The organism is Pseudoduganella sp. SL102 (assembly GCF_027856995.1).
Lineage (GTDB): Bacteria > Pseudomonadota > Gammaproteobacteria > Burkholderiales > Burkholderiaceae_D > Rugamonas > Rugamonas albidiflava.
On sequence record NZ_CP115554.1, the window covers coordinates 4,021,588 to 4,041,906 of the forward strand.

The following is a 20,319-nucleotide window of genomic DNA, read 5'->3' on the forward strand; positions in this document are numbered from 1 at the left end:
TGGCGCTGTCCCGGCATCAGGTCGATCGCCATGCAGGCGCAATGAACCCTCCCTAGTCTCCTGCCGCTTTGCCGGTGGTTTCAGGGGCGGCTACGGCCGCCCCTTTTTTATGCCGCTGTCCTCGCAGACTCGGCAAGTTTCCTCCTGAAGTCTGATTTCCTGTTGTCAGGGCTGCACGATCATGGATGCGCGGTCGTCAGCCTCGCCATCGATTCGGTTCCTGCCACCGGCAGCCCTTGAGGAAGCACTGCTTACGTTCCGATGCGCCCACCGTCATTCTTGGTAATGACAATGGTCGCCGAACGGGGGCGCTTCCCGGCACCGTAGCCCGCGTTGGCCGGCCACTGGCTCTTGTACCTGGCCGGATCGCCAATGTCGGCTCGCGCGGTGTAAAGGCCCGGGTGCATGATGTTGATGAACAGCGCCTTGCCGTCAGGGGTCTCGGTGATACCGGTGATTTCCGAGTTGGCCGGACCGACCAGGAAGCGCTTGAGCGTATCCGCGGTAGGCTTCTTGCCGACGAAGGTGTCGACATCGAGCTTGCTGCCGTCGGCCTTGTCGTACGCAAGCGTGGTCCTGGCGCCATCGCCGACCTGGCCAGGCACCGCCGCCAGCATCATGTTGTTGGTGACGTCGGCGTAAGCGTCGTCGTCGGTCTGGATCCAGCAGATGCCGGTGCTCTTCACGAAGGCCAGCCCGTCCGGGCTGGAGTGGTCCTGGTCGGCGGTCAGGCCCGACAGGTTCACCCTGGTCGCGTCGGCGCCGCTCTCCGCTGCGAACAGGTAGACGTCCCAGGTGAAGCTGGTGGCGGCCGATCCACCCGTGCCTTCCTTGAAGCGGATGATATGGCCGTTCGGGTTGCCGTTCTGGGCGGCGGCGCCCTGCATATCGGTGTAGACGCGCGGGTTGCCCGCGTCCGGCAACAGCGCCGGCGCGCCGCCCGGGTCGACGCTGCGGTTCGAGTTGTTGGTCAGCGTGTAGTAGATTTCGCCGGTGACCGGGTGTACCGAGCACCATTCCGGGCGGTCCATGCGGGTCGCGCCGGCAGCGTCCGCCGCCAGGCGGGCGTTGACCAGCACATCGGCCAGGTCGGCGAACGGGTAGGCGGTGTAGGCGGAGATCAGCGGGTTGGCGAGCGACAGTTCGATCCACTGGCCGGTGCCGTCGGCATTCACCCTGGCCACGTACAGCGTGCCTGAATCGAGGTACTTGTCCCCGGTACCGATGCGGTCGGCCGGGGTCGCGTCGCTGGCGTTCCAGACTTCCTTCGAGACGAACTTGTAGATGTATTCGTTACGCGAGTCGTCGCCCATGTAAACCGCCAGCGGCTGGCCGGCGACCGGATTGCCGAACGCCCCGCTCTCGTGCGCGAAGCGGCCCAGCGCGCTGCGCTTCCTGGCCGTCCTGGTCTTGTCGTACGGGTCGACTTCGATGATGTAGCCCTGGCCGTTCATTTCGTTGCGGTAGTCGTCGCTGCCGTTCGCCGATGCGCCTTTCCTGCTGATGTCCCAGCGCTGGTACCGGTCGTCCGCGCCGCCTGTTTCCCAGCCGTGGCGCGATGTGGCGCCCTGCCTGCGGCCATAGCGGCGCAGCGCAACGACGCTCTTGTCGTTGCCCCGTGCGGCATCGTCGGCCGCGCCTCGCACGAAGTAGCCGGCCCAGTTTTCTTCGCCGGACAGGTAGGTGCCCCATGGTGTACGGCCGCCGCCACAGTTGCTCAGGGTACCTCGGGTGCGGGTACCGGCCGGCGAGTATTGGGTCACCAGGAGGGCGTTGCCGCGCGCCGGACCGGAGATCTCGACGTCGGACAAGGGAGTCAGCCGGCGGTTGAAGGTCGAATCGACGATGCTGGACCAGGTGCTGCCGGTCTTCCTCACTTCGATCACGCTGATGCCGTACACCGCGACTTCCTTGTCCACTTCGGCGGCAGGACGCGGAAGGGTGGCGGTGCCGCCGTCGGCATGGAGAAAGTGCGAGGCAAGTCTTTCGGCGGTGGTCGCTTCGTGATTCATGGCCAGCACGCCGCGCTCGGCGCCGGAGGCCGATGGGGTACCGCTGGCCGTCAGGCCGAAGTACTCCATGCCGTCATGATGGTCGCCGGCGCGGTTGTCGAAATCAGTGTCGGTACCGTCGTTCTTGTAGGCTGGGGTGGCGGCGCGCAGCGGGTCGCCCAGCGCGTACAGGATGGTCGCGGTATAGCCGGCCGGTACGGCGACGGTATCGGCCAGGCTTTTCGGTACCGCGGCAAACGCCAGCAGCTTCTCGGCCGGAACGGGTAGTGCCGGGGGGACTGCTACCGGGTCCGGATCGCCGGAACCGCCGCATGCGCTCAAACCCATGGAGCCCATGACGGCGCTCGCCGCCGTCGCGAAGCCGCCGCGCAGCATGCTGCGGCGGGACATGCGCGCAGCCAGCACGGCATTGAAGTGGTCGTTCGATGAGTTGTTGCAGTTGTCGTCATCCGGCACGGTCGACGGACGAATCGGATCATGAGGCTTGGTCATTGTTGTCTCCTGATGGGCGTCTTTTATTGTTGGATTTCCGCCGCGATCAAAACGCGGGATTGCAGTATTGCTAACGCAGGAGACATCAGTAAAATCGTTTCGGGTGATATGTCGTATCGCAAAGGCGGATGCGTGCACGCGCCTGTTTTACGCGTGGTAGCCGTTCGGCATTGGGGGGATGGAGCAGGTAGGGATGTGGGCCGCGGCGGTGGCGACGCTTGTGCCGCAGCCAGTGCTGCCACCGCACAAGTGCCCCGTTGAAGGCTTTGGTTCGCCGGCGAGTACGACAGGCCGAAGCGCGCGAAGCCGGCTCCTTACGCAAAGCCGGCTCCGGCGCCGCAATGTTATCGAGCGAATCTGATACTGGCTCTTTGAATGGTCACGGAACCTGCTGTGCCAGCGAACTGGATGCCGACCCCCAGGGCTTTGGGCATGTTAAATGCGGAACAGTTGAATTCCGTGTCCTGGTTTGCCACCAGCACTTGATTGGCGGTCCAGCACTTGAAATCGGAAGCAGCCCAATTGGAGCGGTAGGTGTAGAACTGGAGGATAGGGTCGATTCCGCCGCGCCGATTCGAAACAAACGTCTCATCGAAACGCAGGACCACTTTCAGGGTCGCACGGTGCCAGTCGACGGGATTGGCGAACGTATAGCCGGCAGTGGCGCCCGCCTGGGTGAGCGTCAATGCCATATTCGAGGCTGAACTGGTATTCGAAGCGCCACCGCTCAAGGTCCAGCTGTTCGGGGCAGTACTCAACGCGACTGCTTTGCCAGCTCCAGCGAGAAGCCCATCGTAAATTTGCGGGTCACCCACCGCTGGCGTACCACGGTCGAATAGCAGACCGGGATTCATTCCGATCTCCCAGTAGAAGGGCAACATGCCGTGCGCCAGTGCCGATTTGGCGACATGCTGCGCGTAATAGGCCCGCGAGGCGCGATGCATGGGCATGTCGGCGCAAACTGTCTCGGGACGCAATACCGCGGCAAACTCCCCCAGCACGACGGGAATTCCCTGGTCCGCGAATTTCTCCTTCATTTTTGCGAACTGCGCATCGGTATAAGCCTCTTCCTCCCGGGTCGAGTTGCGATAGGTATCGGTGGTCGAATGGTGGCCGTTACCCCAGTAACAGAACACCTGGGAATAGTCGGCATCTTCCGGCTGGTTCGTGAAGCTCCAGGGGTAGTAATGGACTTCGGCCATCTGGCGGCCCGCCACGGTGTCCGACGGCATGGCGTGCCAGTCGTTGAAAGCCCTGTCGATGTCGGTCAAAGGCGCCTGGATCACCAGCACGCGATGCGCGTTCCTGCCACCTGTCGAACGTACCGCGTTGACGAATGTCTGGTGAAAACTGTCGAGAACGGCGATTTCCTCGGCGGTCCTGGCTTCGGGTTCGTTGGCACTGGCGAACAAGACATGCTCGTCGAAGTCACGCAGATGCGTGGCAATCTGTTCCCAGTAGGCTTTCTGCCTGGCGTTGACGGCGACTTTGCTGGCTTCGTTGATATTCCTCTCCAGCCAGCCACCGTCCCAATGGATGTTGACGATGACGTAGAGCCCGTTATCGACCGCTTGCTGCACCACCTGTTTCACGCGGTCGAGCCAGGCGTCACTGATTTTTCCAGTGACCTGATCGGCATACTGATCCCAGGATACGGGGATCCGGATCGCGTCAAAGCCGCTGTCCTTGACCAGTTTGAGGTAAGCCGCGGAAACCACCGGATTGCCCCAGCATGTTTCCGACGGCGTATTGCAACCCCAGGCCTCCATCGTGTTGCCAATATTGGTTCCCAGCCTGATCTTCGCGGCCAACTGCACAGCGTTACTGTGCATGCCGCTTGCATTGGGGGGGACCGGGTTGGTGTTGTAGTTGGGATAGGCCGTGATTGCAAAGGATTGCGTAGTCTGTGCGCCGCAACTATTGGTATGGACGGCGGTTGCCGTACAGCTGGCGCCTGGCGACACGAATTGCTCTCGCGAAGAACCCGCTGTCCCACAACCGCTCCATGACCAGGACCCGCCGCTGACTGGCTGCGGTCCCAATCCAATCGTGTTCCCGGTATTGATCGCCGCAGCCGCGGTCATATTCCAGGCGCCATCCGAATGAATATAGGGAGTTACCGGCGTTGGCGTGCACGTCTGCGCCTGGACGTCCACGGCGCCTCCCGATAGAGCCATCAGAAGGGATGCAATGCTGAGAGGTTTTTCGTTCATTTCACTTATCTCCGTTGTTGGTAGGTTTGTGTACATGGAACGCCTGTCCGAAAGACAGCCATGTTTGGGGCGTCTGGCTTTGGGACGCCTGGCTTCCGTTTGCCGCGCAGGTACAGGCCAGCCTGCCCGGCGAGCCGGCGGTCACGGGGAGCCGCCGCTTCGCCCTGTCCGGTAGTAGTCGAAGTCGACACGGCCGCCGGGTGTTCTGGTCGAATAAAAGAAGAGCGCGTAGCGGTAACCCATGAAATGGGGAAAGGTGTAGGCCAGGCGCGAGGGACGACCGATGGGGAGCCAGGATTTACCGTCGAGGCTATAGGAGAAGCGGGCCAATTCCGGCGCCCCGGGTATGCCGTAGATCTTGGCGCCGCCCTCGTCGAGGCCAAAGCGCGCGTCATCGGGCGCGGACTGGAATTGGGCGTCGACCTTCAGGTGAACGGTATTGCCGGCGAGGGGAATGGAAGCGATCTCCTCGGGCTGGCCGGCGTCGGCACTCGCCATGACGAGCGATCTGGCGCCGCCGCGCACGGTGACGCCGACAAAACCATACTGTTTCTGGAAAGCGGACAGGCCGGCCCAGTCGCCGTCTTTCATGCGGCTCACGTCGATGCTGGTGGTCGCGAAGCTGTCGGGCCCGAACATGCGCTGGGTGAGGGTATTCCTGGCCTCGGGCAGGCTGGCATCGATCCGGCTGGTGACGAAGCTCATGTATCCAGGGCGCCTGGTGAGCGACCAGTCGCGCGGCTCGGGATTGTGATTCCACTGCCAGGCCAGCGGCAGGGCCGGGGCGCCGGAAGGGCGGTCGAATTCGTCGGAGGCGACGATGCCGGACGCGCCGGACGCGCCTTGTCCGCCGGCGGGGATGTCGAGCAACATGGGCACCTCGCCGTCCTGGCCGAGCACGGGCCATCCGTCCTGCCACGTCACGGGCACGAGGTAGGGGATGCGGCCAACCGCGCCGTTGTCCTTGAACAGATAGGCATACCATTTGCCCTCCGGGGTGTCGACGAGCCCGCCCTGGGCGATACCGCGGTCATCGAGCACGATGCGGCCCTCGTAGGGCCCGTCGATCGCGTCGGCGCGGTGGACGATGACGGAGCGCGCCCACCTCGTCTTCGGCGAGGCGATGTTGAACAGGTAGTAGCGGCCATCGACCTTGGAGAGCTGCGAGCCCTCGCCGCACAGCCCGCCCTGGTCGGCACCGAACAGGGCGTTGACCTGTTCGATGATGGGCTTGTTCACGCCGCCAGGCTTGACGCCGGTGAGGTCGCGTTCGAGCTCGGTGAGCATGATCTTGTTGCACCCCCAGACCATGTACACGCGGCCGTCGTCGTCGAAGAACAGGCTGTGGTCGTTCATCAGGGGTTCGAAACTCGTCTCCTTCCACGGGCCGCGTTCGGGATCGCGTGTGGTGAAGACGTGGGTGCGTCCGCCGGCGGTGGGGGTGAACGTCGAGGCATGGAACACGCCGTCGTGGTAACGGATGCTGCTGGCCCACGAGCCGGCACCGTAGGCGTCCTTGCCGTTCTCGAGGCGGAAGGCTTCGCTGTCTTCGAGCGTGCCATAGGCATAGGAGGCCATGCTCCAGTTGACCAGGTCGGCCGACTTCATGATCGGCAGGCCCGGGCTCATGTGCATCGTCGTGCTGCTCATGTAGTAGGTTTTTCCGACACGGATGATGGCGATGTCGGGGACGTCGGCCCAGATGATGGGGTTATGGGCAGGCTTCAAAGGGGCCGCCGGAGGGACCCGGGACGCCATGGGGTCGCGCTGCAGGAATCGCCAGTAGTCGAACTTGAACAGTGCATCCCCGGCCGCACCGCGAAACACGAAGACGATATCGTGGACGCCGGCGGCGCCGGAGACCGGCACGGACTGCCGCGCCCATTCGCCACCGGTTCCCGAGACCGGCAGCGTGCCGATCAACTGGCCGTCGAGCTTGTCGAGACGAATTTCGATCGCCGCCCCGGAAGCCGTTCCCGCCTTGGCCGTGCTGGACAGGCTGGCCGTGAAGGCGCGCGCACCAGCCGCGCCGAAATCGACATTGCGCACCCGGATGTGGTCCCCGTCGTGGATGTCGCGCACATTCTGGCCACCCGCGCTGCTGGGCTCGATCTTGACACCGGAAGACCAGGCGATGGTCTCGGCTTCCACGCGCCTGTAGGGATCGAGGGTGGCGGCCGGTGCCGGCCCTTCCTTCGTCGGCTGCACCGGCTGGACCGATCCATCCTGGTTGAACGTCAGCTCGTCGACCGCCACGGAGCGCTTGAAGCCGTCGCCTCCCGGGAGCGCGGCGGTGTGATAGAAGAGGTAGGTCTTGCCCTTGAAATCAACCACGCCCGGGTGGTTGGTGAAGGCGCTTTGCGGGGCCATGACGACGCCGCCGTAGGTCCACGGGCCTTCGGGTGTGGGACCGGTGGAGTAGGCGAGGTGCTCAGGGATCGGACCGCCGGCAAAGAACAGGTAGTGGAGGTTCTTGCGTTTATAGAGCCAGGGGCCTTCTTCGTACGATGTACCGCGCAGGGCAGGCTTTGGCAGCGTGGTGCCCCTGGAGTCCGGAGGATTGCGCTCGCCCAGGGCCTTGACCGTCATCGGATGGCGGATGATGCCCTGCTCGCCGACGCTGGTGTCGTAGGAAATCATGTCCTTGTTCAGCTTTACCGACCAGAGATTGGGATTGCCCCAGGCGAGATAGGCCTGGCCCTTGTCGTCGATGTAGACCGTGGGATCGATGCTGTCATGCAGGCCGCCGGCGTGGCCGGCGATCAGCGGCTTCTTGATGGGATCGATGTAGGGACCCAGTGGATTATCGGCCACCAGCACGCCGATGCCCCGGCCATGCACGGGGGCATACATATACCATTTGCCATCCCTCTCGATCACCTGCGGCGCCCAGGCGCCGTTGTCGAACCCCTCCCAGCCCGAATTCTCCTTGGAGGCCCACGGAAAATCCCGGAGGGAGGCGACCACGCCATGCTGGGTCCAGTTCACCATGTCCGTCGTCGTGGCGAGCACCCAGTTCTTCATGTTGAAGCTGTTCTTCGCGCCGACGTCTTCGTCGTGGCTGGAAAACAGGTAGAGCGTGCCCTTGTGGACCATGGGCGCCGGATCGGCGGTGTACATCGTTTGAATGACCGGGTTGAGCGCGAACGACGTCGCGGGCAGCATGGCCAGCACGGACAAGAGAACGACAGCGGAGCGGATGGTTTTTTTCATGAAGGCCGGAGAAGGCGGAGTGAATCGGACAGGCGCATCGTGCGCAGGGCAACCGTGCTGAAAGGGATCACGAAGCCCATGCGCGGGAGGCGTTCACTTTTCCAGTGCGACGACCATCACGGCCTTGGCAGGCACCTTGATCGACAGCTTGCCGCCAGCGGCGCGCGTGCTGAACGGCGCCGGCCCGATGGCCTGCGGATGCTGGAAGGTGTTGTGCGCGTCCATCGCGGCCGCGGTAAGCACCTTGCCGGCCGCGCCCTGCAGCTTCGTGCCGGCGACGTCGACGGCGACATCGACCGCCCTGGACGGATCGGTGTTGACCAGCGCCAGGTACAGCTTGCCGTCCCTGGCGCGTGCCGCCGATGCGCTCACGCCCGGAATGGTCACGGTTCCCAGGGTGTAGCTGGTGTTGTCCTTGATTGCCAGCGGCAGCGACTCGGCATCCTGGAACGGCACATACATCTGGAAGGCGTAGTAGGTCGGGGTCAGGACCATCTTTTCCTTGTCGGTCAGGATCATCGCCTGCAGCACATTGACCATCTGGGCGATGGTGGTCATGGGAACCCGCTCCGCGTGCCGATGGAAAATGTTGAAGTTCAGCGCCGCCACGAGCGCGTCGCGCAGGGAGTTCTGCTGGAACAGCGCGCTTCGGCCGGCTGCTTCGTCATACCAGGTGCCCCATTCGTCGATCATCAGCCCGATCGTCTTATTGGGATCGTTCCGGTCCAGCACGGCCACGTGATCCTTGATCATCTGATCCATTTTCATGGTGTTGGCCAGGGTCGAGATCCACTCGTCTTCCTTGAAGCCGAGGTCCTTGCCCTTGACGTCCCAGTTGCCGGTCGGGACGGTGTACTGGTGGATGCTGATGCCGGCCGTGCGGTCCTTCAGTTCCTTGCTCAGGACTTCGGTCCATACGGTGTCGTTGCCGCTGGCGATCATTTTCGGCCTGGATTGCGCGGGCGCCCTCAGGAAATGCTCGTAATTGCTGTACAGGCTGGCGTAGTACTCGGGCTTCATGTTGCCGCCGCAGCCCCACAGCTCGTTGCCGATACCGAAGTAGGCGACCTTGAACGGCTTTTCGCGTCCGTTCCGCGCGCGCAGCCGGGCCAGCGGCGAGCCCCCGTCCGCGGTCATGTACTCGATCCAGTCGGCCATCTCCTGCACGCTGCCGGTACCGACGTTGCCGTTCACGTAGGCTTCGGCGCCCAGCATCTCGATCAGGTCGAAAAATTCGTGGGTGCCGACGGCGTTGAACTCGTCCACGCTGCCATTGGCGTGGACGTTGCTCGGGCGCTGGTGCTGTGGCCCGATGCCGTCGCGCCAATGGTAGGTGTCGGCGAAGCAGCCGCCGGGCCAGCGCACCAGCGGCACGTGCAACGCCTTGAGCGCGCCGACGACGTCATTGCGCCAGCCCCTGGTGTTCGGGATGGTCGACTTCGGGCCGACCCACATGCCTTCGTAGACGCCGGTGCCGAGGTGCTCGGCGAACTGGCCGTAGACGTTCTTGTTGATGACCGGGCCGGGTTTGCCGGCGTCGATGCTGATGCTGACCGGGCGGGCGGCGAAAGCCGGTGCCGCGATCATGGCGAGGACGACGAGACTGCACTTGACGATGTTCATACGGGGAGGGCGCTCCAGATTGTGATTGCCAGGATTGCTACAGGGCCGCCAGCGGCGCGGCGGCGTTCGCAGGAAGCGTCTCGCGCTGGCCGCATTGGGCGCAGCGCCGGAACGATTCCCGCAGAGATGACGCAGTACGTCAGCGACAGAGTGCGCTGACCGGGTTTTCACCTTTCGCCGTGATCACGCCCAGGCGGTAGGGGATCTTGACGTAGTCGTCAACGCGCACCGTGGGGTCATTCCCCTGGAAAAGGTATTCCAGCGGCCGGCAGGGATCGATCGTCATCGTCTGGTCGGTATTGGTACGGACCAGTTCACCGTGCGAAATGCCTTCCGACCAGATGCGTTCAACGTTATCGCGTGTGGCGAAACCGTTCATCGGCGCGGAAGAGAAGGGCTCCCATTTGCCGTCCAGGCGATCGCTCTTCCAGATCCGGAAGTAGCGGCCCTGTGGCGAAATCGCTTCCACCAGCGTAATGTAGGTATCGGTCCTGGCGACCCTGTAGGTATTGCTCGCCTCGAACACGTCTTCCTTTTTCCCGGTCATCACGGCGACGGTGTTATGGAAGCCGTTCGGGAAATTGGCCAGTTCGGTTTCGGACCGGAGCAGACGGCCATTATCGTCGGTAGCGAACATATAGCATTTACTGTCATCGCAGATTACCCAGAAGTCCAGCCAGCCAACGCCTTGCGGCGGCTTGACGATGTCGGGTTCTACTGGAAAGAACTTTTTTGGCGCGCTCCAGGACAAGGGATCGCCGATATCCTCCGAGGTTGAATACAGCGGATCGGCACCTTGATAGACGAGATACCATGTTTTCTGCGGAGCGAAATAGAATACTTGCGGCGCCGCGCGATAGCCCGGCCCCATCGGGGACTTGTCGAGCGGGATAATCTTTGCGGCCGGCGCGTCCGACCATTTCTCGAAGCTTGTATACGCGAGCCCCCAACCGGCGGATCCGGCCGTTGTGAGAAACACGTGATATTTACCGTCCGCGAAAACGATCGAAGGATCTTTCACGCCGTGGATTGTCTGGCCTGGATCCGGTCGAGGCGCAATGAGCGGCGGGGTCGACGTCCAGTTGAATGCCGGCTTGGCGGGCGACACCGCTGGCTCGGCCGGGCTATTGGCCAGTGCCTGCTTCCCACCCCAACCACATATTGCCAAGGCAACCCAAACGGTTCCCCCGATTCCGCATCCTGCTCGATTCATTACATTCTTCCTCTGTTTGGCGCGTCGACAAGCGACTGGGGAACCCCACAGTCTTCCTGGAGTCTGCCGGTTCCGTCTCGAAACGGAGCATAGGGCGGAACATGTGCATGCCGATAAAACAGAGTGCAGTGACTTCTGCATTCGCTGATTTTTGCAGGAAGTGTGCGAAAGGTGCTACGTCGCATACCCGCCGGCGCGCCGCCCACCGCTCCCTCCGAAGGGCACGGTCTTCGCTCATGGTCCGCTTCGCTGCCGATGCCGAAAGAAACGTAGGGGTGGCTGCCGACACGCTTGGAACCTTGGAAAAGCGGCAATAACTCTCAAGGTCATACGATTATCCGCACACTGCTAGCATTTTCTGGAAAATCGCTACCGATGACTGCACCGTTATTCCTATGCTGGCTCGGCCTGGGAAACGTGGGTAGCCTGATCGGCTGGCGGAATAACACAGTCCTCGACACAGACTTTCCCGGTGCGCTGTTGAACGCGCAATCCGCCAGCTGCCCGGGCCCATGACCAGCGAGCCGACTGGAAAGCCGTAATTTCATTCCAATATTCCAATTCCATACTGAGATGATGCGACTATTTTCAATCACGGCGATGCTGGCGGCTTTACTGGCATGTGTGCCGGCCCCTGGCTTCGCCGAACCCCGACAACGCCTGGTTGTCCTCACCGATATAGAGGCCGACCCCGATGACAGCCAGTCACTCGTACGATTGCTGCTGTACGCGAACCAGATCGATATCGAAGGTATCGTCGCCACGACCTCGACGCATCAGAAGTCGCGTATCGCACCGGCCTCGATCCACGCGATCATCGACGCCTACGGCCGGGTACAACCCCGGTTGTTGAAGCACGAACCAGGTTTTCCGAAAGCGCAGGCGCTGAAAGCGGTGGTGCATGCCGGTTCGCCGGTCTACGGCATGCAGGGTGTTGGCGACAGCGGGGACTCGCCGGGATCGAACGCCATCATCAAGGCCCTGGAGAAGAACGATCCGCGGCCACTGTGGATCGCGGTCTGGGGTGGTGCCAATACGCTCGCTCAAGCGCTGTATCGGATCGGCCATGACAGGACGCCGGAGCAGACCGCTCGGCTGCTAAGCAAGCTGCGCGTCTACACGATCTCCGACCAGGACGATTCCGGAATCTGGATACGCACCCGGTTTCCCGATCTGTTCTACGTTGTCAGCCCCGGCGGGTATGGCAACGGCACCTGGACTGGCATCAACGTGACCGAGCCGGGATTCGACAGCACGGAAGTGAGCAACAGCTGGATCGCCGCGCATATTCAACAGGGGCATGGGCCACTGGGGGCGATCTATCCGGATGTCGCTTATGGCATGGAGGGCGATACGCCATCCTTCCTGTCCTTGATACCGAATGGCCTGAATGCGCCCGAGCATCCCGATTGGGGCGGCTGGGGAGGGCGCTACGAGTTGTACACCCCGGCGTTGGAAACGACCGATCCGAAAGGCTTCACCGGCAACGTACCCGTATTGCAAGAGCCTCGCGCGATCTGGACCAACGCCGTGGATAGCTACACACCGATGGTCCATAACGACTTCTTCCGCGCAGTGCGCGCCCACGACAAGGTTTCCAAAGGGTACAGGACCACCATCCTGCGCTGGCGCAAAGACTTCCAGAACGATTTCGCCGCCCGCATGGACTGGTCCACCAAGCCATACAAAGAGGCGAATCATCCCCCGGTCGTAAAGCTCGGCCATGGCGACCGGCTGACCATCAAATCGGGCGAACGTTTTACGCTGAGCGCCGCGGGCAGCTCCGATCCCGATGGGGACAGCTTGAGCTACCTGTGGTTTCACTATCCCGAAGCTGGCAGCTACAGGGAGCAGGTCAAGCTGGGCGACGCGGAAAATCTTCATACCGTCTGGGGGCAGGCGCCGGTGGTAACCAAGGCGGAGACCGCCCACTTCATCGTCAAGGTGATCGACAAGGGCAGTCCGGCGCTGACGCGCTACCGGCGCATCGTTGTGACGTTCGTGCCGTCCGCCCCCTGAGCAAGCACGGAAAGAGCGGCGACCCCAGCGCCTGCCGCGGCGTTTCCTGTCGCCTGGAAGGGCTGGCGCCGGGAACGTTTCGGGCTATGGGTGGAAGAGGGCGCCACGCCGGATGAACCTGTGGGAGTGGAGCGCAAGGTGACTGCCAGCGACGTGCTTGCGCTGTACCTGGCGTCCATCAGAGCGTCGCGCTCGTACCGAATGCCCTGACCATGCGGGCCTTGCCGATCCGATTCATCGGCAAGGGGAATTTCGGAAACCCTGGGCATCACCGCACGATGATCGAATTGCGAATATTGCCTTGCCAGGGATACTCCCGAAAGAATTCGTATTTTTTACGTCGATACCGGGTAATGGCTGCTACAGCAAGCAGGATGCAAATCAGCCTTATTAAACTCGACATTACAGTTAGTAATGTCGAGTTTAATAATCGGCCGCGCCCTGCGCTTCGGCTGCGAGCCAAGCGGTATTTCAATTGCGGAATCAGATAGAAGTGCAGTAATCATTACACGCTTATCAAGTCAACTTATAACATCGACAGAATAGAGGATTCACGATGAACATGAAACACACTGCGCGGCTCGTCGTAGGTGGCTTGCTGGCTGCCGTCGCATGCGCCAACGGCTGGGCCCAAAAGTTCGAGGGGCTGGCAAACACCCCGCAAATGGGCTGGAACAGCTGGAACAAGTTCGCGTGCGACATCGACGAGCGCCTGATCCGCGAGACCGCCGATGCCATGGTCCGGCAGGGCTTGAAGGACGCTGGCTACCAGTACGTGAACATCGACGATTGCTGGCAGGGCCAGCGCGACGCGGACGGCAACATCCAGCCCGACTCCAAGCGCTTCCCATCCGGCATGAAGGCGCTGGCGGACTATGTGCATGGCAAGGGACTCAAGCTGGGCATCTACTCGGACGCGGGTGCGACCACCTGCGGCGGCCGTCCCGGCAGCCGCGGCCACGAGTACCAGGATGCGCGAACCTACGCGAGCTGGGGCATCGATTACGTGAAGTACGACTGGTGCGACACCCCGGGCTTGAATGCCGAGGCGGCCTACACCACGATGCGCGACGCGATCGCCAAGGCGGGCCGTCCAATGCTGTTCAGCATATGCGAATGGGGCATGAGCAAGCCGTGGGAATGGGCTGGCAAGGTCGGCCATTCTTGGCGGACCACGCCCGATATCTATAACTGCTTCGACTGCCAGTTCAGCCCCGGCTTCTCGACTGGCCTGGGCGTGCTGCGCATCCTCGACAAGCACGCCGAGGCAGGCCTGCGCAAGTTCGCAGGGCCCGGCCATTGGAACGATATGGACATGCTCGAAGTGGGCAACGGCATGAGCGACGATGAAGACCGCGCCCATCTGTCGATCTGGGCCATGATGGCATCGCCCCTCATCCTGGGCAACGACCTGCGTTCCATGTCCGAGGCGACCCGCCGCATCCTGACCAACCCAGGCGTGATCGCGGTGAGCCAGGACAAGCTCGGTGTGCAGGCGCTGCGCGTCCTGGCCGACGGTCCGCTGGAGCTCTATGCCAAGCCGCTCGACGGCGGAGAATGGGCACTGATGTTCCTGAACCGCTCCAACCAGCCCGCCGACGTTCATCACGACTGGAAGAAGCAAGTGCTGATCGATGACCTGAGCAAGAGATCGGTCGATTTCAGGCAGACCGTCTACCGCTGGTCCGACCTTTGGAGCAAGAAGACGGGCGACACCACCGCGAAACTGGAAACGCGGCTGGCGCCGCACAGCGTGCTGATGCTGCGCCTGACTGGCCCTGCCAAGCTCTAGGGGCGCGCGGGTGTGAACACTGCCACATGAACGCAGCCATGAAGACACCACCGGCAAGACCGCAGTAAGCCGACACAAGTATCGACGGCTGGATCGATCCCGGTGGCGGCAATGCGGTAGAATTCGTGCATCGATATTGCTGAAGTGATAAGCAATCCATCCCAGGAAAGCAGGGTCATCGGATCATGAATTCAAAAACCAAAAAGCCAATGTATCGAATCTGGACAGCTGCGCTAGTGGTTGGAGCATTGTTCATCGTTGCGAACGCGGCGAATTCTTCTTACCTGCACCACCAAATGACCCAGCACTGCTTACAGGGCAGGATTGCGTCATACAGTTCTCTACTGGGATCTGGTTCATGTGCACCAGCCCAAAAGCCTGATCGACGAATTAGTCACACGGATTGATGTGGTGCAGCCGGCAGCTCGCCAGTGGGCTTTGCACCATGCCGACATGCCTGCCGCCCAGGCCGGTCCAGCTGACCAGCCAATTCTTTCTACCCATCGGAATGTCGCGCGGGGTGCGTTCAAGACGATTCGTGTCGGGGTACCTACGACCGTACTGCAACCGCCCCGATTCAGAATGCGCACAGTTCGCATTTGACATAATATAGATTATGCGAAGTTGCGTGGTTGGGATCGCAGCAGCTCTTTAGCTCCTTGTAGTTGGCTCCCTGACGAAGTCTCCTGTTCCGTTTGCAGGCAACTTTGGCAGCCACGCTGGTTCGCAACCATCCAACATTTCCCTCCGACCCGAATCGCACCAGCGCATGCATGCGTGGATCAACCGGCATGCGTAGCATCGAATTCGCCGGCGCGGATGATTCCCCTGTTCGTGACAATCTTCGCGCAATAGAACTCTTTTGGAACCAGTAACTCCCATTGAGCGGCGGCGTTTCGCTTCACATTCGGGTAGTCTCCAGGTCCACCCTTGAGGAACGGAACGATCTTGACGATGCGCTTGCAACCATTGCGAGTCTGCAGCAGTGTTTCCTGTTCCGAGATGAAGGCGTCCCATGTGACCTCATGTTCGTATCCGTCACCCTGGTAAGCGGCAAAACGCGTCTGGTCCGCGACCCGCACATATTCGACGGATGACCGCATGCGATTCTTGTCCTTGTAATAGATCCGTTCCTTCACCCAGCCACCGGAGAATTGCGTCGTGGCATGCCAGGCGAAGTCCTGGCGCGCAACCGAACCAATCAACAGCAACAGCGCATAGCCATCGGCCATCAGGTGGCGAGAAAGGCCGAGCCGGTCGGCGATTTGCTGAGGCTCCTGTTCTGTTACCTCGGCAAGTTGCGTGACAAATCCCCCCTTCGAGCAATATTTGAATAGTCGGGGCCTGGTATCTGCGGAACTATTTGACATGTCGCTGCTCCCTTCATCAGTCTCCAACCCTCGATGTCTTGAGTGTATGCGTCGGGGCCGCGGTGTCAACGAAAGACGGTTGCTCAGTTCTCCGTGCCTGGCGCTCCCGATTGTCCAAGCCGCGCATGCAACGCCGTCACCGAAGTCCCGGTTCAATGAACAGCGAGGCCGCCAAGCAGGTCGCGGATGCCGGACAAACGCCCTGGAATTGATGGGATGTGTGCAGCTCGGCAGGCGCGGTATCGCGTCCGACGACCGTGAATCCGTGCCGTGAAAAGAAGTCGGCGGCGGTCGTGGTGAGCAGGTACAGGTGCCGAACGCCCTGGGCGCGCGCCCTCTCCCTGATCGCTTCCAGCAAATGCTCGCCGATGCCCTGACCACGGTATCCGTGAGCCACAGCTACCGACCTCAGCAACGCTACTTCGCCATAACGTTCATAGCCACCGACGCAGCAGATAGCGCCGCCGCTTTCACCGATCAGGAAATCCTCGAGGTTGTCGCGGGCGCCGTCCAGGGGCAAGCGTGCGGCCCCCAGCAGCTCCTCGATCGGTGGCCAGTCCTGCGCGGTGGCAGATCGATATGTCACGAACTTCTTCATGATGTCTCCTGATTACGGTGTCGATGTCGAGCCGGATGTAAGCACCGCTCAGCTGTAACACTGGTCACAGGATGGCCGGGCTCAGGGCTCACTCGGCAGAAGACATTACGGCCCCTGTTACAACGCCGTCAAGTTAATTCGATAATGGTTGAACTGTCGAATTTTTGTTGTAAGATCCTTCAACGATTGTCGAATCATCGAATGGATCATGAGCATGCAGACGAAGGAAGTATTGGCGGCGCTGTCGGCGCTGGCCCAGGAAAGCCGGCTGGCTGTGTTCAGGCTCCTGGTGCAGGCCGGGCCGGCAGGACTGGCGGCGAGCAAGATCGCCGAGGAGCTCGATATCGCGCCGTCTTCGCTGTCGTTCCACCTGAAGGAACTCACCCATGCGGGGCTGTTGACCTCCCGGCACGAAGGCCGTTTCGTGATCTATTCCGCGGATATGCCAACGATGAACAGCCTCATCGGCTTCCTGACCGAGAACTGCTGCGGCGGCATTCCGTGCGGCCCTCGCAATGACCAGGCAAGACCATGCTGACGGTGATTCCACGATGCCAACGGCGCTCGGCCACCGCGGTATTGACCGCCCTCCCCGTTCTCTTCGACTCCCCAACCACAATGATGAACGCACTGTTTAGGACGGACCCGTGCTGCTCGCGTTCCTGATCTTCCTCGTCACGCTCATTTTCGTCATCTGGCAGCCGCGCGGCCTCGGCATCGGATGGAGCGCAGCGGTCGGCGCACTGGTCGCCCTACTCGCTGGCGTCATCCATATCGCCGACATTCCGGTCGTGTGGAACATCGTCTGGAACGCGACCGGCGCCTTCGTGGCGGTCATCATCATCAGCCTGCTGCTGGACAAGGCCGGCTTCTTCGAGTGGGCCGCGTTGCACGTGGCGCGCTGGGGCAAAGGCAATGGCAAGCGCCTGTTCGCGATGCTGGTCCTGCTCGGCGCGGCTGTCGCCGCGGTGTTCGCCAACGATGGCGCGGCGCTGATCCTGACGCCGATCGTGATCGCCATGTTGCACGCGCTGCGCTTCAACGCCCGCTCCACGCTTGCCTTCGTGATGGCCGCCGGCTTCATCGCCGACACGGCCAGCCTGCCGCTGGTGGTGTCCAACCTGGTGAACATCGTGTCCGCCGATTACTTCGATATCGGCTTTGCCCGCTACGCGGCGGTGATGGTGCCGGTGAATCTGGTCTCGGTAGCCGCGACACTGGGCCTGCTGTTGCTCTTCTTCTGGAAGGACATTCCCGCCAACTACGACCTGGCGCAGCTGAAGCGCCCCGACGAAGCCATCCACGACCGCGCGACGTTCGTCACCGGCTGGTGGGTCCTGGGCCTGCTGCTGGTCGGCTTTTTCTGGCTCGAATCGCTGGGCGTGCCAATTAGTGCCGTCGCGGCCGCGGGCGCCGCGTTGCTGCTGGTCGTCGCGGCGCGTGGCCACAAGATCTCCACACGTGAAGTCCTGCGGGGCGCGCCGTGGCAAGTGGTCGTCTTCTCGCTCGGCATGTACCTCGTCGTCTACGGGCTGCGCAATGCCGGGCTGACCGGCTACCTGACCGCGCTGCTGAACCGCTGCGCCGAACATGGCGTATGGGGTGCGGCCCTGGGCACCGGGCTTATTACGGCGATCCTGTCGTCCATCATGAACAACATGCCCACCGTGCTGATCGGGGCGCTGTCGATCGATGCCACCAGCACCCAGGGCGTGGTGCGCGAAGCGATGGTCTACGCCAACGTGATCGGCAGCGACCTGGGGCCGAAGATCACGCCGATCGGCAGCCTGGCCACGCTGTTGTGGCTTCACGTCCTCGATAGCAAAGGCATCCACGTTTCGTGGGGCTACTACTTCCGCGTCGGTGTCGTGCTGACATTGCCGGTACTGCTGATTACCCTGGCCGCCCTGGCCGTTCGCTTAGCCTGAGGAGACATCATGAGCGTCACAATCTATCACAACCCCGCGTGCGGCACGTCCCGCAACACGCTGGCCCTGATCCGCAATGCCGGCATCGATCCCGTAGTCATCGAGTATGTTCAACATCCGCCGAACCGTGCGACGCTGGTCGAACTGATCGACCAGGCGGGGCTGACCGTGCGGGAAGCCATCCGCGAGAAAGGCACGCCCTATCTCGAGCTGGGCCTGGATGACCCGGCCTTCAGCGACGAGCAACTGGTCGATGCCATGCTTGCCCATCCGATCCTGATCAACCGTCCATTCGTCGTCACGCCCGCCGGCGTGCGGCTATGCCGCCCATCGGAACTGGTGCTCGATATCCTTGCCGAGCCACAGCGTGGCGCGTTCACGAAGGAAGACGGCGAACCGGTCATCGACGAGAAAGGCCAACGAATTCATCATGGATAAGATTCCAAACCTGCCCAACATTCGCGCCGACCAGCTGGACATCCCGGCGCTGCCGAAGCTCGATCCCGTCGGCGACATGGACCATCCGCCGCGCTTCCTGCTGCTGTACGGGTCGCTGCGCGAGCGTTCATTCAGCCGCTTCCTCATCGAAGAGGCGGCCCGCATCCTCGAGCATTTCGGTGGCGAAGTCAGGATCTTCGATCCCACCGAGCTGCCGATGGCCGGCAGCGTGCCCGAGGATCACCCGAAGGTCGTCGAGTTGCGCGAACTGTCCCTGTGGTCCGAAGGGCACGTGTGGTGCAGCCCCGAGCGGCACGGCGCCATCACGGCCGTGATGAAGAACCAGATCGACTGGATCCCGCTGGAACAGGGGGCCGTCCGCCCCAGCCAGGGCCGCACGCTGGCGGTCATGCAGGTTTGCGGTGGTTCGCAGTCGTTCAACGTGGTCAATACGCTGCGCCTGCTGGGCCGCTGGATGCGCATGTTCACGATCCCGAACCAGTCGTCGGTACCGATGGCGTACAAGGAATTCGATGACGATGGCCGCATGCGCCCTTCCGCCTATTACGACCGGATGGTCGACGTGATGGAAGAGCTGTTCAAGATCACGCTGCTGATGCGAGGCCGCACCGATTACCTGACGGATCGCTACAGCGAACGCAGCGAGCGCGCGATGAAGGCGATCGACAGGCAGTTGCAGAAGATCTGATGGCTGGACAGCAGTGATGCGGCCGGGCGCTCACTCGTGTGCCAAATACACTGGCCGCGAAGACATCGCGAACAGATAAAGTGTCCAAAAAAAATAAAGGGCGGCCGTGGCCGCCCTTCTCTTCTATCTGCCGCCGCTTAGAAACAGCAAGCCAGCATCTTCAGGCAGCACTCGATACTGCCGCAGCAGCCGTTCGCCGCGGCGAAGGCAGCGGTGGATGCAGCCAGCAAGCCGGCCGCGATCGTGATTTTGACGAGTTTCGATTTTTTCATGATGGATCTTCCTGTGAGTTGAGAACATGGGTTAGTGAGAACGCCATGCTTCAATCAGGTGGAACCCAGATCGTTCGGTAAGGCGACGGCAAGACACCGCCGGGGTCGGAAGGCTGAACAGCGCTCGCCGCGGTGACCGCCCAGCTGGCAAGGGCCGGCGGCGGCGCAATCGCCGGCGCGCCAGGAGCGCAGCCCATGGCGATACAGTCGACCGGACAATGCTGGTCCGCACAACAGTCATGCGGCCCGCGCGGTCCAGCAACGGCGCTCGCGCACAGCCAGATGGTCAGGATCAGCATCAGGATCGCTTTCATCGCCCCATTATAGTGTTTCTGGACTACGGGGCTGGAGCAACAGGGCGGCGTAATGTGGCAAGCGCGATCCTGGCCTTGCTTGCGCAGCCATTGTGCCGGCCCGGCTGTCGGCA

Annotated in this window: 15 protein-coding genes; 6 read left to right on the plus strand and 9 right to left on the minus strand. The window is 62.0% G+C overall.

Going from position 1 to position 20,319, the window contains the following annotated elements:
* Window positions 1-251 precede the first annotated feature (251 nt).
* From OU994_RS16980 to OU994_RS17000, 5 genes are all read right to left on the minus strand, one after another.
* On the minus strand, window positions 252-2,504 hold the full coding sequence (locus OU994_RS16980; RefSeq protein ID WP_281606819.1) for a PhoX family phosphatase: 2,253 nt from the start codon (window positions 2,502-2,504) through the stop codon (window positions 252-254).
* Between the two features lie 344 nt (window positions 2,505-2,848).
* Window positions 2,849-4,717 carry a glycoside hydrolase family 5 protein gene (locus OU994_RS16985; RefSeq protein ID WP_281606820.1) on the minus strand — a complete coding sequence of 623 codons (1,869 nt, stop codon included), beginning with the start codon at window positions 4,715-4,717 and terminating at the stop codon, window positions 2,849-2,851.
* 141 nt (window positions 4,718-4,858) lie between these two features.
* Window positions 4,859-7,930, minus strand: a complete 3,072-nt coding sequence (locus OU994_RS16990) for a family 43 glycosylhydrolase (RefSeq protein ID WP_281606821.1) — start codon at window positions 7,928-7,930, stop codon at window positions 4,859-4,861.
* A gap of 93 nt (window positions 7,931-8,023) precedes the next feature.
* The gene (locus tag OU994_RS16995) at window positions 8,024-9,553 is read right to left on the minus strand and encodes an alpha-N-arabinofuranosidase (RefSeq protein ID WP_281606822.1); all 1,530 of its coding nucleotides are present in this window, start codon (window positions 9,551-9,553) and stop codon (window positions 8,024-8,026) included.
* Window positions 9,554-9,692: 139 nt separating this feature from the next.
* On the minus strand, window positions 9,693-10,766 hold the full coding sequence (locus tag OU994_RS17000; RefSeq protein ID WP_281606823.1) for a non-reducing end alpha-L-arabinofuranosidase family hydrolase: 1,074 nt from the start codon (window positions 10,764-10,766) through the stop codon (window positions 9,693-9,695).
* A gap of 573 nt (window positions 10,767-11,339) precedes the next feature.
* On the opposite strand from OU994_RS17000, the gene OU994_RS17005 reads away from it, so the two are divergent.
* Window positions 11,340-12,785 carry a nucleoside hydrolase-like domain-containing protein gene (locus OU994_RS17005; RefSeq protein ID WP_281606824.1) on the plus strand — a complete coding sequence of 482 codons (1,446 nt, stop codon included), beginning with the start codon at window positions 11,340-11,342 and terminating at the stop codon, window positions 12,783-12,785.
* A gap of 556 nt (window positions 12,786-13,341) precedes the next feature.
* A complete protein-coding gene (locus tag OU994_RS17010) occupies window positions 13,342-14,577 on the plus strand; it encodes a glycoside hydrolase family 27 protein (protein WP_281606825.1) in 1,236 nt (411 codons plus the stop codon).
* Window positions 14,578-15,359: 782 nt separating this feature from the next.
* On the opposite strand, the gene OU994_RS17015 is transcribed toward OU994_RS17010, so the two are convergent.
* A complete protein-coding gene (locus OU994_RS17015; protein WP_281606826.1) occupies window positions 15,360-15,947 on the minus strand; it encodes a hypothetical protein in 588 nt (195 codons plus the stop codon).
* Window positions 15,948-16,083: 136 nt separating this feature from the next.
* Window positions 16,084-16,545, minus strand: coding sequence for an arsenic resistance N-acetyltransferase ArsN2 (gene arsN2, locus OU994_RS17020; protein ID WP_281606827.1), 462 nt, complete (start codon window positions 16,543-16,545; stop codon window positions 16,084-16,086).
* A 214-nt stretch (window positions 16,546-16,759) separates the two neighbouring features.
* Here arsN2 and OU994_RS17025 point away from each other — a divergent pair, with 214 nt between their 5' ends.
* The 4 genes from OU994_RS17025 to arsH all read left to right on the plus strand — a co-directional run bounded on the left by OU994_RS17025 (window position 16,760) and on the right by arsH (window position 19,620).
* Window positions 16,760-17,083 (plus strand): helix-turn-helix transcriptional regulator, encoded by a 324-nt coding sequence (locus OU994_RS17025; RefSeq protein ID WP_281606828.1) that lies wholly within the window; start codon window positions 16,760-16,762, stop codon window positions 17,081-17,083.
* 109 nt (window positions 17,084-17,192) lie between these two features.
* The gene (locus tag OU994_RS17030) at window positions 17,193-18,473 is read left to right on the plus strand and encodes an arsenic transporter (protein WP_281606829.1); all 1,281 of its coding nucleotides are present in this window, start codon (window positions 17,193-17,195) and stop codon (window positions 18,471-18,473) included.
* 9 nt (window positions 18,474-18,482) lie between these two features.
* A complete protein-coding gene (gene arsC, locus OU994_RS17035; RefSeq protein ID WP_281606830.1) occupies window positions 18,483-18,911 on the plus strand; it encodes an arsenate reductase (glutaredoxin) in 429 nt (142 codons plus the stop codon).
* Window positions 18,904-19,620, plus strand: a complete 717-nt coding sequence (gene arsH, locus OU994_RS17040) for an arsenical resistance protein ArsH (RefSeq protein ID WP_281606831.1) — start codon at window positions 18,904-18,906, stop codon at window positions 19,618-19,620. The genes arsC and arsH overlap by 8 nt, the downstream gene beginning before the upstream one ends.
* Before the next feature lie 137 nt (window positions 19,621-19,757).
* Here arsH and OU994_RS17045 read toward each other — a convergent pair whose 3' ends face one another.
* Together OU994_RS17045 and OU994_RS17050 are read right to left on the minus strand one after the other, a co-directional pair.
* Window positions 19,758-19,892 (minus strand): hypothetical protein, encoded by a 135-nt coding sequence (locus OU994_RS17045; protein ID WP_281606832.1) that lies wholly within the window; start codon window positions 19,890-19,892, stop codon window positions 19,758-19,760.
* Between the two features lie 50 nt (window positions 19,893-19,942).
* Entirely contained in the window at window positions 19,943-20,206 is a 264-nt protein-coding gene (locus OU994_RS17050; RefSeq protein ID WP_281606833.1) for a hypothetical protein, read from the minus strand.
* Window positions 20,207-20,319 lie beyond the last annotated feature (113 nt).